Source organism: Sinorhizobium sp. RAC02 (assembly GCF_001713395.1).
Lineage (GTDB): Bacteria > Pseudomonadota > Alphaproteobacteria > Rhizobiales > Rhizobiaceae > Shinella.
Genome location: NZ_CP016450.1, coordinates 996,602 through 1,012,466, shown reverse-complemented (window position 1 = coordinate 1,012,466; position 15,865 = coordinate 996,602). Strand labels below are relative to the sequence as shown.

The window sequence follows — 15,865 nt, the reverse complement described above, 5'->3', positions numbered from 1 at the left end:
GACGAAACAAGAAGGAAACATCGCCATGCAACGCCGCGCCTTTCTGACCGCGTTTGCCGCCGCCCTCGCCACTCCGGCCCTTTCCGACCTCGCGCTTGCGCAGGAAACGCCGTCCGAAGACATGATCCTGCGCCGCCTCGACGCCGCCCCTGCGCGTCGCATGCCGGAGAACGAACGCGTCACCGTGCGCGAGTTCAAGCGCCGGGCGGACCTGCGCCGCGCCGCGCCGTCGATCGATATCCAGTCGATCAACTTTGCCTTTGCCTCGGCTGACATCCCGCGCTCGGAATATCGCAAGGTGCGCCAGATCGCCCGTGCCATGGAGAAGATCCTCAGCCGTCGCCGCCGCGCCGTCTTCCTGATCGAAGGCCATACCGACGCCGTCGGCTCCGCCGCCGCCAACCAGGTTCTGTCCGAACGTCGCGCCGCATCGCTGAAATGGGTTCTCGTGCAGGAATACGGCATCCCGTCGCGCGCGCTGGAGACGGTCGGCTATGGTGAGGAGTACCTGCTCGTGCCGACCCAGAACGAGGAATGGCGCAACCGCCGCGTCACGCTCCGCCGCATCGACGAGTTCGTGCGGTAGTCCTACCAGCCAAACCCTTCGCCGCCGGCCTTCGTGCCGGCAGTTTTGCTTAGGACGGCAAGAAACGGGTGTCGAAGCGCCACGAAACGATGGATCGTCGCAGCACGACAAATGGAGTCAGCGTCATGTCCATCCGCTTCCTGCCCATCCCGACAGAAACCGCTACCGCTTGCTGGAGCGGCGGCAACGATGCCTATGGCATGACGCCGGAGCGCCATATCTCCGACGGCGACGGGGTGCCCTGCCGCCACTGCCTGCGGCTTGTCGGCGCGGGAGAACCCTACTTCGTCCTCGCCCATCGACCCTTCCCGGTGCTCCAGCCTTACGCGGAAACCGGACCGATCTTCCTTCATGCCGAGCCTTGTGATGCCCATCAGCCATCAGACGCCATGCCGCCTATGCTGACCAGTCGCGACTACATCGTGCGCGGCTATTCCGAAGGAAACCGCATCCTCTACGGCACCGGCGCGGTGGTTGCGAATGCGGAGATTCCCGACTACGCGGCAAGCCTGCTGGCGCGCGAGGATGTCGCGTACCTGCACATCCGCTCCGCGCGCAACAACTGCTACCAATGCCGCGTCGAACGCGCATGAAAAAGGCCCGGATCGCTCCGGGCCTTTCCTGTTTGGTCCTTACATGGATCAGGCGACGTTCAGCACCGCTTCCGGAGCGTAGGACTCATAGCCGAGCGCCTCGGCGACCGGCCGGTTCGTCACGCGGCCCTTGTGCACGTTAAGGCCGGCCCGCAGATGGCGGTCCTCGGCGATTGCCTTCAGGCCCTTGTCGGCAAGCTGGAGGCCGTAGTGCAGCGTCGCGTTGTTCAGCGCATGGGCGGACGTGACCGGCACGGCACCCGGCATGTTGGCAACGCAATAGTGCACCACGCCGTCGACCTCGTAAGTCGGGTCGGAATGGGTCGTCGCATGCGAGGTCTCGAAGCAGCCGCCCTGGTCGATGGCGACGTCGACGATGACGGCACCCTTCTTCATACCGGACAGCATTTCGCGGGTGACGAGCTTTGGCGCCGCGGCACCGGGGATCAGCACGGCACCGATGACGAGATCGGCGGCGAAAACTTCCTCTTCCAGAGCATCGATCGTCGAATAGCGCGTGTGGATGCGGCCACCGAAGATGTCGTCGAGCTGGCGCAGTCGCGGGATCGAACGGTCGAGGATGCAAACATCCGCGCCGAGGCCAGCGGCCATCTTCGCCGCATGCAGGCCCACAACGCCGCCACCAATGATGGCCACTTTCGCCGGCAGAACGCCCGGCACGCCGCCAAGCAGGATGCCGCGGCCGCCATTGGCCTTCTGGAGTGCCGTGGCACCCGCCTGGATGGAAAGGCGCCCGGCAACCTCGGACATCGGCGCAAGAAGCGGCAGGCCGCCCCGTTCGTCCGTTACCGTCTCATAGGCGATCGCCGTCACGCCGGAGGCGAGCAGGCCCTTGGTCTGCTCCGGATCGGGCGCAAGGTGCAGGTAGGTGTAGAGAATCTGTCCGTCGCGCAGCTGCGCCCATTCGGAGGGCTGCGGCTCCTTGACCTTCACCACCATGTCGGACTTCTGGAAGATGTCCGCGGCAGTGGCAACAATTTTTGCGCCGGCAGCGCGGTAGCTGTCATCGTCCGCGCCGATGCCGGCACCGGCCTTGGTCTCGACGATAACCTCGTGACCGTGGGCCACATATTCACGCACGGCCCCTGGCGTCAAACCCACCCGGTATTCGTGATTCTTGATTTCCTTCGGACAACCGACACGCATTCGCGTTCCTTTCCCAGTCTGTTCCCGTCTCATTTTGCCCCGCGTTCAGCGGGGAGCACCATGGAAGCAGAGGAGACGTGCAATGTCCTTGCAAAGCCGGTTTGCGAAACACGCGATTTTCGAATATTCAACGAATATGAGCAGAAATTTCGAAGGAAATTCGAATGGCGCAACGAGATGCAATCGATGCTGCGATCTTGAAGGCGGTTCAGCAGAATGGCCGAATCTCGAATGCAGACCTTGCCGAGCGCGTCGGCCTATCACCGTCGGCCTGTTCGCGCCGGCTCGACATTCTCGAGAAGAGCGGCGTGATCAACGGCTATTACGCCCGCGTGTCACCCAAGGCGCTCGATTACAAGATGATCGCCATCGTGCACATCTCGCTCTCCGGCCAGTTTGCCAAAACGCTCAACGAGTTCGAATCGGCGGTGAAGCTCTGCCCCAATGTGCTGGTCTGCTACCTGATGTCGGGCGAATACGACTATATCCTGCGCGTCGCCGCCAAGGATCTCGAGGACTACGAGCGCATCCACCGCGACTGGCTGTCGGCCCTGCCCCATGTGGTGAAGATCAATTCGAGTTTCGCGCTACGCGAAATCATCGACCGGCCGAATGTCGGGATTTAGAGAAATTCCGGAAGCAAAACCGCTCCGCACTTTTGCTGGAATTGCTCTAAAAGCGCACGCTGACGCCAGCCCGGCGCAACAGCCAATAGAACAGCGCGGTGGCGGCTACGCCGAGCATCACCGCCCAGCCGAAGCCGGATTCGCCGTGGCTGAACGGCAAGCCGGCGGTGTTCATGCCGAAGACGCCGACGACCAGCGTGCCGGGCAGCAGCAAGGCGCTCATGACGGCCATCGCCTTCAGGCTGCGGTTGGATTCATCCGCAAGTTCCGCCGCCATTTCCTCCTGCAGCAGGCGCGCGCGATCGTTGAGCATGACGATTTCCCGATCCAGTCTTTCGAGCCGGATCGACAGGCGCTGCAGCGTGGCGTGCGCCGTTTCCGACAGCATCCATCCGTCGCGGTCTTCTTCCTCGAACAGCGCCACCATTCCGGCCACGGGCCGGTGCAGTGAAACGGCCAAACGCCTGATTTCCTTGAGGCTACGGCGCTCATCGCTCAATCGCTCGGTGACGAGACGATCCTCCACCGCGTCGAGAAGGGCCGCCGCCTCCTTGAGCCGCAGATTGGTGTTCTTGCAGAACGCCGCGACGATGGCCTCGAAAAGCTCGTAGGCCGTCGCCGGGCAAAAACCTTCGGCAAAGGATCGCCGCACCTTGTCCACGGCCGCCAGCGGATGGCGCCGGGCGGTAACGAGAAGCCGATCGGTCATCGCGAAATGCAGTCGGCCGACCGCGGTCGACGTGCGCTCCATGTCCTGCTGCAAATCGACGACAACACCGTGTGTCGTTCCGGTCTCATGGCCGAGAACCAGGCTTTCATCATGTCCGTCGAGAACGGCGCGGGCGGCGACTGGCAGCGTGCATCGGCCGGTGAGCCAGCCCTGCATGCGTTGATCAACCAGATCAACATGCAGCCAGACCCAGCCGTCTTCAGCAGCAAGGGCCTCATCGATCTGCACCGGCGCGATGAGCTTCACCAATCCGTCGGGCGTGCCCCGCCAGGCGCCAACGAGGCCCGGCGGGTGTTCCCTGTCCAACTGCTCCAGCAGGTTCAAATGCGCGCCCAGCGTCAATAGACGTCCGGAACGTACATTTCATCCGGCGGCGGCTGGCGGATATAATTGTCATTGCGAACGCGCTGCGGCAGGTCGATCGGTGGCTTCGGCACATCCTCGTAAGGCACCTGCGCCAGGAGATGGGCGATGCAGTTGAGCCGCGCCCGCTTCTTGTCGACCGCCTCGACGATCCACCAGGGCGCTTCCGGAATATGAGTGCGCGCCAGCATCTCTTCCTTGGCTTTGGTGTAGTCTTCCCAGTGGACCCGGCTTTCCAGGTCCATCGGCGAGAGCTTCCACTGCTTCAGCGGATCATGGATGCGCATGCGGAAACGGAATTCCTGCTCGTCGTCGGTGATCGAGAACCAGTATTTGATAAGGATGACGCCGGAGCGCACCAGCATGCGCTCGAATTCCGGCACCGAGCGGAAGAATTCTTCCAGCTCGTCCGGCGTGCAGAAGCCCATGACGCGCTCGACGCCCGCTCGGTTGTACCAGGAGCGGTCGAACAGCACCATTTCGCCGGCCGTCGGTAGCTGCGAGACGTAGCGCTGGAAATACCATTGATTGCGCTCGCGCTCGGTCGGTGCCGGAAGGGCCACGACGCGGCAGACGCGTGGGTTGAGGCGCTGGGTCACGCGCTTGATCGCGCCGCCCTTGCCGGCAGAATCGCGTCCCTCGAACAACACGACGACCTTGAGCTTCTTGTGCTGTACCCAGTCCTGCAGCTTCACTAGCTCGTGCTGGAGGCGGAACAGCTCCCGGAAATAGACCCGGCGCTCCAGCGTCGGCAGTGCGGGTTCGGACATGCCCTCCGCAACGAGGTCGTCCAGCCGCTCCTCTTCGATCTGCATTTCCAGCTCTTCGTCGAAGCTGTCGGCAATTTCGGCCTTGATGCGGTTCAGATGGGTGTCTTCGAACATGATCTATATCCGTCGATGGTGAGGATTGTTACCTGGCGGCAGGTGAACCAGCAGGAGTGTTGAATGCAGTCTCGCGCGTCAGGAAGTTTGACACGGGATTGAGGGAAGGATGAGGCCGGAAACATAGCACAACTGCGCCAGTACGCCGGAAAGAACGGCATGTCCGAGAGGTGGCCCGCAAACGGCGGAGATGCGATCGACAGCAAAGGATGGCCCCAACGGCGGCGAGGTCGCTTCGGGCAGCCTCTCGCATTGCACCACTCCTCATCGACTGCCTGCTAGATTGCCCGGACTGTCCTTGGATTCGTATAGGAAGCGCGCATGAACCTTTTGTGACGGCTCGAATCTAGATCGCGTTTTGGGAGCGGACGGCGAAAGCCATTTGCCGTCTTGAGGTTCGAGAGTGAAATCCGAACGGCAGCCGAGGGGCTAGCTGAAAATCACGCGGTTACGGCCGGCATTCTTGGCGGCATAGAGCCGGGCGTCAGCCGTCGAAAGCAGCGCATTCAGCGTCGTACCGTCATTGTAGCTGTTGGCAATGCCGATGCTGACCGTCACCGGCGCACCGTCTGGCCTGTGAATTTCGGTCTCCACGGCGCGGCGCAACGCCTCGGCTCGTTCAGCGCCGGCATCGGGGGTTATGTTCTCGCAGATCACCACGAATTCCTCGCCGCCGAAGCGGAAGACCTTGTCGTTGCCGCGCACCGTCCGTTGCAGGCAGGCGGCGATATCCCTGAGCACGCCATCGCCGGCCAGATGCCCGAAGCGGTCGTTGACGTCCTTGAAGTGGTCGGCATCGATGATCATCAGGGCCAGCGGCTTGCCGTCCACCAGCATTGCCGAAAGCATGCGTGGCGCCTCGAACTCCAGACGGCTGCGATCGTAGACGCCGGTCAGCGCGTCCCTACCGGACCGGTCGAGCAGATCCTCGTAGCGCTCCCGGAAGGTGAGATCGGCAAAAATATCCGAAATCGGCCGCGGCGAGACCGGAATGGCCGAGATGCGCGAATAGGAGAGATAGATCGTGATCAGCACGGCATAGGCGCAGGCCGCCATCATCTTGGCAAGCCAGCCACCCCAGAAGACTTCGATCGGCGCACCATTCAGGAAATGCAGGGCGGCAAAGAAGCCGATCTGGTCGAAGGTCAGAACCACGACCCCGGAAACGAAGAAGCGCATGGCCGTGCTGTGCTTGAAGACCCGGCCGAGCCGTTCGTAGAGCAGGATGATGGCAAGCGAATCGATATAGAGCAGCGTCGTGCCCCAGAGCATCAGCCAGCCCATCTCGTCGATGAAGGCGAGGTCGGCAAGGCGACCGGGCACGGCGCTGACGGTCTGGTGATGCCGCAGAAGGAAACCGAGGCCCACCGTCAGAAAGTTGCCGGCAAGCAGGCCGTAGATCGGCGCCCGCACGACGGCCGCATCCTCCTTCACATAAAGAAGGAGGATCATCATCAGCTTGCCGGAAAAAAGCACGGAAGAACCCGGCGAAATGATCCCGAAGGGCAATTCAACGTAGAAGACGGCCGCCAAGTAAGTCTCGAGGAAGTGCATCACCCCGAGCGCGGCGACGAAAACGCCGATGCCCAACTGATGGCGAAGATGCAGGATGCCCACCATGAAGACAAAATAGAACCCGGCCTCGATGAGAAGCAGGATCAGATTTTCAGTACCCATGATCGGTCCGCAGATTCTTCGTGCCGGCAGCTAACAGCACCGGCACGGTCGCAACAAGTCGTTTCCTGCGGATACAGGCAAACGCGCCGGTTCTCCAGCGCCTTCATGCTCTTTGTATGACTTTTCACAAAGCGAAGCGGATTCCGCTTCGCGCTGTCTCAAACCTGCCGGCTGTCCACGCCGTCGCTGAAAAGCGAGGCACCATGCTGGTCGGCAATCTGCTTGGCCTTGCGGAAGGTCGAGGCAACCGTGTCGTCCCGCGAGGAAAAGAGATCGGCGCGGATGAAGGAACGGGTCCACACCCGGTCGCCATCCCGCTTTTCGATCCGCCCGGCAAGGCGATACTGGCCGCCCTCCGGAATGGGAGCTGCGACGAGCGTAAGGTCGTTGTAGGCCTCGGTTTCCTCAGCGATTTTCGCCGGAGCTGCCGGGCCGCTGCCGCGACCGAAGAGTTTTGAAAAGAACGATGCCATGGCCAATTGCTAACACAGGCCGCCGCGCCCTCCAAGAGGAGAGCGCGCAGCCCGGCTCTCTCTAGATGATGAGGTTTGCGAGAATTTCGTTCTCGGTGATGTCCTGGTAGCGCATGCCCGCACCGTCGAAGGCTTTCTTGAGAACCGCAAAGTTCTCCGGCGCCTTTGTCTCGATGCCGATGAGGATCGAGCCGAAGTTGCGGGCGGATTTCTTCAGGTATTCGAAGCGGGCGATGTCGTCGTCCGGGCCGAGCATATTGAGGAAGTCCTTCAGGGCGCCGGGGCGCTGGGCAAGCCGCAGGATGAAGTATTTCTTCAAGCCCGCATGCCGCATGGCGCGTTCCTTGACGTCCGGCAGGCGCTCGAAATCGAAATTGCCGCCGGAAACGACGGCCACCACCGTCTTGCCCTCCAGCGCCTCGCGGCCGAGCGCATCGAGCGCCGTCAGCGACAGCGCGCCGGCCGGCTCCAGCACCACGCCCTCGACATTCAGCATGTCGATCATCGTCACGCAGATCGCGTTTTCGGAGAGCAGCATGACCTGATCAGCGGAAAACTGGCTGAGCGCCGCGAAATTGAGCGCGCCGATCTGCCCGACAGCGGCACCGTCGACAAAATTATCCACCTGGTCGAGCGTCACCACGGCTCTGCTTTCCAGGCTGCGCTTGAGGCTCGGCGCACCGGCAGGTTCGCAGAACAGGAAACTGGAGGGACCGAGCTTGTCGGCAAGATAGCCGGTAACCCCTGAGGCAAGCCCGCCACCGCCGACGGGGAGCACCACGAGATCCGGCAATGTGTCGCCGAGCTGCTCGACGATTTCCGCCGCCACCGTCGCCTGCCCCTCGATGATATCCTCATGGTCGAACGGCGGCACCATCAGCGCGCCAGTCTCCGCAGCATGATCGCGGGCCGCCTTGTAGCACTGGTCGAAGAAGTCGCCGACGAGCTTGATCGTCACGAACTCGCCACCGAAAATGCGCGTCTTGTTGATCTTCTGCTGCGGCGTCGTCACCGGCATGAAGACCACGCCCGGCACGCCGAAATGGCGGCAGACGAAGGCGAAGCCCTGAGCATGGTTGCCGGCGGACGCGCAGACGAAGCTGCGGGCGCCGTCCTCTTTCGCCAAAACCTTGCGGAAGAAATTGAACGCGCCCCTGATTTTGTAGGAACGCACCGGCGAGAGATCCTCGCGCTTCAGGTAAATATCCGCGCCATAGCGGGCGGAGAGATGTTCATTGAGCTGAAGGGGTGTTTCGGAAAAAAGCCCGCGCAATGCGTCACGGGCTGCGTCGACGTCCGGTTTCATGCCGTTCGATGCCATCCTTGAGTTTGTACAATGCAAAGGCTATTGCATATCGCAGCGACAGACACCACCCGTCCCGGCCGCGCGGCCTTTCGAGACTTGACTGAGCCTACAGTAACCGCACGTCATCCATGACGTGCAAAGGGCGCTGTAGAATTTTTGAATATACCGCATCAATGATGCGGTGGCCGGCACGCAGGACGATTTTCGTTGAACGCCACCATCTTCCGGTCCGCCATCAATATCGCCGCCATCAGCGGCATCTATCTCTCCGTGGCGATGCTCATCCCGGCGTTTATCGACGTGTATTACGGCCATCCCGATTCGGAAGTCTTCTTTCTTTCCGCCTTCATGACCGGCGGCCTGTCGCTCGCCACGGCCGCAGCGACCCGCGCCGGCCCACCGCCCTTCAACAAGCGCATGGGCTTCCTCGTCGTCAACATGCTCTGGCTGAGCGCGAGTTTCATCGGTGCGATGCCACTCTGGCTGTCCTCGATGAAATTGACGTTCGCGCAGGCATTTTTCGAATCGGTCTCGGCGATCAGCACGACGGGCTCGACCGTCATCGTCGGCCTCGACGACGCGCCGCCCGGCATCCTGATGTGGCGCTCGCTGCTGCACTGGCTCGGCGGCATCGGGATTCTCGCGCTCGGGCTGTTCATCATGCCGTATCTGCGCGTTGGCGGCATGTCCTTCTTCAAGCTCGAATCATCCGACACCGCCGACAAGCCCTTTGCCCGCATCGCTAGCTACACCCGCGCGTTCCTCGCCATCTACGTGGCGATCACACTGATCTGCGCCATCACCTATGCAGCCCTCGGCATGAGCCGCTTCGACGCGCTGAACCATGCCATGTCCACCGTTGCGACGGGCGGGCTCTCAACGCATGACGCCTCCTTCGGCTATTTCAAAAGCCTGCCGCTGCTCTGGGCCGCCACCTTCTTCATGACGCTCTCGAGCCTGCCCTTCTCGGTGCTGATCCTCATCGTCGTGCGCGGCCGCGTCGATGCGTGGCGTGATCCGCAGATCCGTGTGTTCCTCGGCTATCTCGTGCTTTTCTCCGTGGCAGCCAGCGTCTTCCAGCGCCTTGAAAACGGCGTCGATTTCCGCGATGCCCTGGCACATTCCTTCTTCACCGTCTCGTCGATCCTTTCGACGACCGGCTTTGCCAGCGACGACTATACGCAATGGGGCCATTTCATCGTGGCGCTCGCCTTCGTCGCAACCTTCATGGGCGGCTGTTCGGGATCAACCGCCGGCGGCCTCAAGGCCTACCGCCTGATCATCCTGTTCAACTTCATCCGCACCGGCCTCTACCGCCTCATCTATCCGGACGGCATTCATGCCGTGCGCTACGGGACGATGACCGTCGATATCGATCTCCAGCGCGGCGTCTTCCTGTTCTTCATCACCTATGTGGCGATTTCCGCCATCGGCGCCATCCTGCTCGGCCTGATGGGCTACGATGTGCTGACGGCGATTTCGGCATCCGCCACCTCGCTCTCCAATGTCGGCCCCGGCGTCACCCAGGCGATCGGTCCGGCCGGCTCATTCGCTGGCTTCCACGATGCAGCGCTCTATCTCCTCTCCTTCCTCATGCTACTTGGCCGTCTCGAAATCCTCACCGTTCTCGTGATCCTGACACCGCTGTTCTGGAAGAGCTGACTTAGCACTTGCCATCAGGCGTTCTTGACTGTTGCCACGCTAATTCGCATCCTGCCGCCATCCGGCTGGAGGAAGACTGAATGTTTGTGTCGAAGTCCCTGTTGCGTCTGAGCTTTATCGGCGCGCTTCTGCCCACGCTGGCCTTTGCCGGTCCGCTTCAGGACGCGGCAAAAAAGGCGGAGGAACAGGCCGCCGCCGGCGACACGGTCGGCGCGCACAACACGATCCGCGACGCTTACGGCGCCTTCGCCGCCACCCTGCCCTTTTCGATCGGCAAATCCGTCTTCGTCTCCGCTCCGCCGGAAGGCTACGGAATGTACACAGCGCGGCCGGAAGCGAGCTTCAAACCTGGCGAGGCGCTGATCTCCTATGTCGAGCCGGTCGGCCTCACCTGGCGATCCGCCGATGGCGGCCTGCTGGAATCGCACTTCACCGTCGATCTCGAGCTGCTTGACCCCAAGGGCACCAAGCTTGCCGAACAGAAAGCCTTCGGCTCGTTCGACTTCAAGGGCAGCGTGCGCAACCAGGAAGTCTTCGCCAAGCTGACGCTGAACCTCACCAGCCCGCCGCCCGGCGACTACGTGCTGCGCTACCGTTTCCGCGATGCGGCAAGCGGTGCCGTTGCTGTCAGCGAGCAGCCATTCAAGATCGTGCCGTGATCCGCTTTACGGCTTATCCACAGGGCGGCAGAGAATTGTGACAAGCCGGAATCCGCGCTTTCCAGCGCGTTGACGGTCAATTATGACAGCCGCATGACAACCCCAGCCATGTAAGGGGCATCCATGCTCTCGCTGTTTCGCAAACTTATGCCGCGTGAAGATCGCTTCTTCGATTATTTCGAACAGCATTCCCGCACCGTCGTCGGCGCTGCCGAAGCCCTCCAGCAGGTGCTTGCCGGCGGCCCCGACATGGAAAAACACTGCGACCGTATCATCGCGCTGGAAGACCAGGCCGACGACATCACCCGTGAAGTCCTGCTCGCCGTGCGCCGCAGCTTCATCACCCCCTTCGACCGCGGTGACATCAAGGACCTGATCCAGTCGATGGACGATGCCATCGACATGATGCACAAGACGGTAAAAACCATCCGCCTCTACGAGCAGACCAGTTTCGAGCCCGGCATGCAGGAAATGGGCGACGTCGTCGTCAAGGCCGCCCATCTCATCGCCGAGGCCATCCCACTGCTCGACAAGGTCGGCGTGCATGCCGGCCGCCTCAGCGCCATCGCCGAGGAAGTCACCCGCGTTGAGGGCCGCTCCGACGAGCTGCATGACCAGGGCCTGAAGAACCTTTTCAAGCAATACGGCAAGTCCGACCCGATGGCCTACATCATCGGCAGCGAGATCTACGGCGAACTGGAAAAGGTCGTCGACCGCTTCGAGGACGTGGCGAACGAGATCAGCGGTATCGTGATCGAGAACGTCTGATGGACGCCACCCTCGCCTTTCCGCTGCTGGTCGGCCTCGTCGGCATAGCGCTGCTCTTCGATTTCCTGAACGGCCTGCACGACGCGGCAAATTCCATCGCCACGATCGTCTCGACGCGCGTGCTGCGCCCGCAATATGCCGTCATGTGGGCGGCGTTCTTCAATTTCATCGCCTTCCTGTTCTTCGGCCTGCACGTCGCCGAAACCCTCGGCAAGGGCATCATCGATCCCGGCATTGTCAGCCCGCTCGTCATCTTCGCCGCCCTGATGGGCGCGATCATCTGGAACGTCGTCACCTGGATCTTCGGCATCCCGTCGAGCTCCTCGCACGCCCTCATCGGCGGTCTCGTTGGTGCTGGCCTTGCCAAGACCGGTTTCGATGCCGTCGTCTGGAGCGGCCTCATCAAGACGGCAAGCGCCATCTTCCTGTCGCCCGCCATCGGCTTCCTCCTGGCGCTGATCCTCGTCTTGATCGTCTCCTGGCTTTTCGTGCGCCAGACCCCGTTCGCCGTCGACCGCACGTTTCGCGTCATGCAGTTCATCTCCGCTTCGCTCTATTCGCTCGGCCACGGCGGCAACGACGCACAGAAGACGATGGGCATCATCGCCGTGCTGCTTTATTCGCAAGGTTATCTCGGCGGCGAATTCTACGTGCCCTTCTGGGTGGTCATCACCTGCCAGGCGGCAATGGCGCTCGGCACGCTGATGGGAGGCTGGCGCATCGTGCATACGATGGGCTCGAAGATCACCCGCCTCAACCCGATGCAGGGTTTTTGCGCGGAAACCGGCGGGGCCATCACCCTCTTCGCCGCCACCTGGCTCGGCATCCCCGTCTCGACGACGCACACGATCACCGGCGCCATCATCGGCGTGGGTGCCGCCCGTCGCGTTACGGCAGTGCGCTGGGGAATCGCCGGCAACATCGTCATCGCCTGGATCGTGACGCTGCCCTCGGCAGCAGCGATTTCGGCGCTGTTCTATCTGACGCTCAGCGTTTTCTCGGGCTGAGCGTATCGCCGCTCCGCGTTGGGGAGCGGTGCGGAAGAAGCGAACGATTGACGAACCGGTGCATTCGATTAAATGAAATCAGGCGTGCGTCTTTTTTGAACTGGCATTGGAAACCTATGAACGACAAAGTTTTTGACACTTTGACCGGAATGTACTTCACCGTCGACGATCCCGATGGAAGTTACGGCACCGGCCAGGTTGTCCGTCTCGCGGCCGAAGGGGTCTATTTCATACGCTTCGACGGCAACGAAGTGACGCTTCCGCTGGAGCTTGCATCGATCGGCGAGATGCTGGAGACCACCGACGAAGAGTTCAAGCTCTGGCGCTTCTTCGACACGATAGAAGAGCGGGACAAGTGGATCGAATGGCTTGACGCGCCCTCAAAGCCGCGGGTCATCTCGCTCGTGCGGCCGACAAAATAGGACCTGCCGACAAACGCCGTCTTGACGAGCCGGCCTGACTCCCTGAAAAGCAAAACCATGCGGGCGTGGCGAAACTGGTAGACGCAAGAGACTTAAAATCTCTCGGCCTTGGCTGTGCGGGTTCGATCCCCGCCGCCCGCACCATAGCCCGCGTCTCGCGGGGACCTGAATTCCCCGAAATCAGGATTTTTGACTAGGAAAAAAATCACACTCGCTAGCGGCTACTACCCGCAAGAGTTTCCCGTTTTAAGCGTCGCTTTCCCTTGCGCAAGCATGGAATCGCGGTATCGTTGCCATCGATCCACGGGAAGAGGTTCAAGGCCGTTCCAGGCCAATAGAATTTAGCTTGGAGGGGACATGGCTTGCGCAAACGGAATGGCTTGGTGTCCTGGGAGCGGTGGAGTTGGTCCGCATCGGTGCTTGAAGTGCCAGGCGGTGGTGAACAGCCGCACGCCCCCGCAACAGACCATAAAGCTGCCCATGGCATACGGCAACAGGCTTCATTACGGCGCAGGTGTCTGCCGAAACTGCAGGAACGTTCACGGGGTTGGCCAGCACCTCATCGAGAGCGGGGCCAGCAAAGCATACATAGAGATTTTCATCGCGAACCTGATGATAACCGCGAGTGCGGACTGGGCGACCAAAAACCGACGTTTCATGGTCGGCGTCCTGGTGCCGAAAGGACCATCGCATAAAGTTCTGATTGCATGCTCGAAAGATGGCAACAAAAACGGCTTCGAGGCTGCGGCAAGGCGCATGGGCAATACGATAATATGCCCTGACGTTCAGCGCCCGGTTGTGACCCGTGGTGGGAAAAGATTGTCGGAAGACATGGTAGCCAGTTGCAGGGATGGCAACGAGCCCCTTACCTGCGCAGCACCAAAGCTGATCGACTACGCCATTCGCCATGGATACCCAACCCCATTCGATATGACGGAAGTATTCATCGATCCTCGCAGTCACGCGGGGTTTTTCCAGCGCGATAGCAATACTGGCGTGCTCAGCCCGACGAAAGCCTTCTCCACGCACGGCGTGTCGATCGAATCATGCAAGACATGCGCGAATTTGGTTCCTACGATGATGTGCACTGCACCTTGATGTCGGCGGGACACGACACGCGGCCCAGTCCGCATGGCACCGCCATCGCAAAGGTGCTCTCCAGTGTGGAAGCATTTTAATTTGGATACTCAGAAAACCTCGGCGAATTGCGCATCTCGCACCATCCACCAGCCTTCCATCCCTCTTGGGGGTCTTAGTCCGCTTTTCTGGATTCTTGCAGGCCAGCGTAGGCGTCGGCTCCGCCCGCCACCTCTTCAGACCTGCGAACAACAAAAAGGGTGCGGCCCCTGACGGTGGCCGCACCCTCTTTTCAGTGACGTTTCAGGAGAACGTCAGGCCGAAAGCTTTCCGGCGATCTTGGCAACATGCGCGCCCTGGAAGCGGGCCGCTTCCAACTCGATTTCGGAAGGCTGGCGCGAGCCGTCGCCGTCGGTGATGGTGGAGGCGCCGTAGGGCGAACCGCCCTTGACGGCTTCGACACCCATCTGGCCCTGGAAGGCATAAGGCAGGCCGGCAACGACGAGGCCGTGATGGAGCAGCGTCGGGATGAAGCCGAGGATGGTCGATTCCTGCCCGCCATGCTGAGTGGCGGAGGACGTGAAGACCGAACCGACCTTGCCGACCAGCTTGCCGCCGGCCCACAGGCCGCCCGTCTGGTCCCAGAAATTGCGCATCTGCGAGGCGACCGTGCCGAAGCGCGTGCCGGCGCCGACGATGATCGCGTCGTAATCGGCAAGTTCGTTCACGGCAGCGATCTCGGCCTTCTGGTCGAGCTTGAAGTGCGAGGACTTTGCGACCTCTTCCGGCACCAGTTCCGGCACCCGCTTCACCGTTACCTCGGCACCGGCCGACTTCGCGCCTTCCGCCACGGCATAGGCCATGGCTTCGATGTGGCCATAGGCCGAGTAGTAAAGAACCAGAACTTTTGCCATCGTCGTCTCCTGAGTGTCGAAGGGACCTTTCCGCTTGATCGCGGCGTCGGCTTGGATGTAGCACTTTGAAGTGACGGCGACATGAGCCGCCCGGTCGACAGACTGTTCACCCGCCATTGACAATGCCGTGCCTTCGGTCGGCATTTCTGTCCGAACTTCAGAGAGCGCCCATGAGTTCCCGTCCTATCGCCACTGCCGCCATGCTCGCCATCGGCGACGAACTTCTGTCCGGGCGCACCAAGGACAAGAATATCGGCCAGCTCGCCGATATGCTGTTTCTCGCCGGCATAGACCTCAAGGAAGTGCGCATCGTCGGCGATGACGAAGAGGCGATCGTCGAGGCGCTGAATGCCTTGCGCGCACGCTATACCTACGTCTTCACCTCCGGCGGCATCGGCCCGACGCATGACGACATCACGGCGGATGCGATCTCCAAGGCGTTCGGCGTTCCCTGTCTCTACGATCCGCTCGCCATGCAATTGCTTGGCGCCATGTACGAAAAGCGTGGCGTGGAATTCAACGAGGCCCGCAAGCGCATGGCCCGCATGCCCGAGGGCGCCGTGCATATCGAGAACGCCGTTTCCACCGCGCCGGGTTTCAACATCGGCAATGTCTATGTCATGGCGGGCGTTCCGCAGGTTTTCACCGCAATGCTGGGCACCGTGGTTCCGGCCCTTGAAGGGGGCGTGCCGATGCTGTCGCGCTCCGTCGCCTCGCCCTTCGGTGAAGGCGATATCGGCAGCGCGCTGGCCGCAATCCAGAAGAACCACCCCGAGACCAGCATCGGCTCCTATCCGCGTTTTTCCGAAAACCGGTTCTCGACGGAGATCGTCATCCGCAGCCGCGAGGAAGCCCCGGCGGAAGCAGCCGAGCGCGATGTCATGGCGATGATCGCCGAAATTGCCGCAGCCAAGGCCGCCTCTTGATCCGGATCAAGGTTTTGGCGGCCCG

17 protein-coding genes and 1 tRNA gene are annotated in these 15,865 nt (G+C 61.6%); 11 read left to right on the top strand and 7 right to left on the bottom strand.

Annotated elements, in window-relative coordinates; translation table 11 throughout:
* The first annotated feature begins 25 nt into the window (after positions 1-25).
* Together BSY16_RS04720 and BSY16_RS04715 are read left to right on the top strand one after the other, a co-directional pair.
* Entirely contained in the window at positions 26-586 is a 561-nt protein-coding gene (locus BSY16_RS04720; RefSeq protein ID WP_069058599.1) for an OmpA family protein, read from the top strand.
* Between the two features lie 125 nt (positions 587-711).
* Complete coding sequence (locus BSY16_RS04715; protein ID WP_069061373.1) at positions 712-1,179, top strand: DUF1203 domain-containing protein; 468 nt, start codon at positions 712-714, stop codon at positions 1,177-1,179.
* Positions 1,180-1,227: 48 nt separating this feature from the next.
* Here the strand turns inward: BSY16_RS04715 and ald are convergent, their stop codons facing one another.
* Complete coding sequence (gene ald / locus BSY16_RS04710) at positions 1,228-2,346, bottom strand: alanine dehydrogenase (RefSeq protein WP_069058598.1); 1,119 nt, start codon at positions 2,344-2,346, stop codon at positions 1,228-1,230.
* A gap of 164 nt (positions 2,347-2,510) precedes the next feature.
* Between ald and BSY16_RS04705 the strand changes: the two genes are divergently transcribed.
* Positions 2,511-2,972, top strand: coding sequence for an Lrp/AsnC family transcriptional regulator (locus tag BSY16_RS04705; protein ID WP_069058597.1), 462 nt, complete (start codon positions 2,511-2,513; stop codon positions 2,970-2,972).
* 46 nt (positions 2,973-3,018) lie between these two features.
* Here the strand turns inward: BSY16_RS04705 and BSY16_RS04700 are convergent, their stop codons facing one another.
* From BSY16_RS04700 to ilvA, 5 genes are all read right to left on the bottom strand, one after another.
* On the bottom strand, positions 3,019-4,044 hold the full coding sequence (locus BSY16_RS04700; protein WP_069058596.1) for a CorA family divalent cation transporter: 1,026 nt from the start codon (positions 4,042-4,044) through the stop codon (positions 3,019-3,021).
* Positions 4,041-4,949, bottom strand: a complete 909-nt coding sequence (gene ppk2, locus BSY16_RS04695; protein WP_069058595.1) for a polyphosphate kinase 2 — start codon at positions 4,947-4,949, stop codon at positions 4,041-4,043. The genes BSY16_RS04700 and ppk2 overlap by 4 nt, the downstream gene beginning before the upstream one ends.
* A gap of 429 nt (positions 4,950-5,378) precedes the next feature.
* Complete coding sequence (locus BSY16_RS04690) at positions 5,379-6,629, bottom strand: GGDEF domain-containing protein (RefSeq protein WP_171902441.1); 1,251 nt, start codon at positions 6,627-6,629, stop codon at positions 5,379-5,381.
* A 155-nt stretch (positions 6,630-6,784) separates the two neighbouring features.
* Positions 6,785-7,099, bottom strand: coding sequence for an HlyU family transcriptional regulator (locus tag BSY16_RS04685; protein WP_069058593.1), 315 nt, complete (start codon positions 7,097-7,099; stop codon positions 6,785-6,787).
* Between the two features lie 61 nt (positions 7,100-7,160).
* Positions 7,161-8,405 carry a threonine ammonia-lyase gene (gene ilvA / locus BSY16_RS04680; protein ID WP_069061372.1) on the bottom strand — a complete coding sequence of 415 codons (1,245 nt, stop codon included), beginning with the start codon at positions 8,403-8,405 and terminating at the stop codon, positions 7,161-7,163.
* Positions 8,406-8,612: 207 nt separating this feature from the next.
* Between ilvA and BSY16_RS04675 the strand changes: the two genes are divergently transcribed.
* From BSY16_RS04675 to BSY16_RS04645, 7 genes are all read left to right on the top strand, one after another.
* Positions 8,613-10,067 carry a TrkH family potassium uptake protein gene (locus BSY16_RS04675; protein ID WP_069058592.1) on the top strand — a complete coding sequence of 485 codons (1,455 nt, stop codon included), beginning with the start codon at positions 8,613-8,615 and terminating at the stop codon, positions 10,065-10,067.
* A gap of 80 nt (positions 10,068-10,147) precedes the next feature.
* Positions 10,148-10,726: a hypothetical protein gene (locus BSY16_RS04670; RefSeq protein ID WP_150129875.1), complete on the top strand. Its 579-nt coding sequence runs from the start codon at positions 10,148-10,150 to the stop codon at positions 10,724-10,726.
* A gap of 123 nt (positions 10,727-10,849) precedes the next feature.
* Positions 10,850-11,494 carry a DUF47 domain-containing protein gene (locus tag BSY16_RS04665; protein WP_069058591.1) on the top strand — a complete coding sequence of 215 codons (645 nt, stop codon included), beginning with the start codon at positions 10,850-10,852 and terminating at the stop codon, positions 11,492-11,494.
* The gene (locus tag BSY16_RS04660; RefSeq protein WP_069058590.1) at positions 11,494-12,501 is read left to right on the top strand and encodes an inorganic phosphate transporter; all 1,008 of its coding nucleotides are present in this window, start codon (positions 11,494-11,496) and stop codon (positions 12,499-12,501) included. Before BSY16_RS04665 ends, BSY16_RS04660 begins: the two co-directional genes overlap by 1 nt.
* Before the next feature lie 116 nt (positions 12,502-12,617).
* Entirely contained in the window at positions 12,618-12,923 is a 306-nt protein-coding gene (locus BSY16_RS04655; RefSeq protein WP_069058589.1) for a hypothetical protein, read from the top strand.
* A 59-nt stretch (positions 12,924-12,982) separates the two neighbouring features.
* Positions 12,983-13,067: transfer RNA gene (locus tag BSY16_RS04650), tRNA-Leu, on the top strand.
* Positions 13,068-13,403: 336 nt separating this feature from the next.
* Positions 13,404-14,021, top strand: coding sequence for a hypothetical protein (locus tag BSY16_RS04645; protein ID WP_150129874.1), 618 nt, complete (start codon positions 13,404-13,406; stop codon positions 14,019-14,021).
* A gap of 293 nt (positions 14,022-14,314) precedes the next feature.
* On the opposite strand, the gene wrbA is transcribed toward BSY16_RS04645, so the two are convergent.
* Positions 14,315-14,914: an NAD(P)H:quinone oxidoreductase type IV gene (wrbA, locus tag BSY16_RS04640; RefSeq protein ID WP_069061370.1), complete on the bottom strand. Its 600-nt coding sequence runs from the start codon at positions 14,912-14,914 to the stop codon at positions 14,315-14,317.
* 170 nt (positions 14,915-15,084) lie between these two features.
* Between wrbA and BSY16_RS04635 the strand changes: the two genes are divergently transcribed.
* Positions 15,085-15,840, top strand: coding sequence for a competence/damage-inducible protein A (locus tag BSY16_RS04635; RefSeq protein WP_069058587.1), 756 nt, complete (start codon positions 15,085-15,087; stop codon positions 15,838-15,840).
* Positions 15,841-15,865 lie beyond the last annotated feature (25 nt).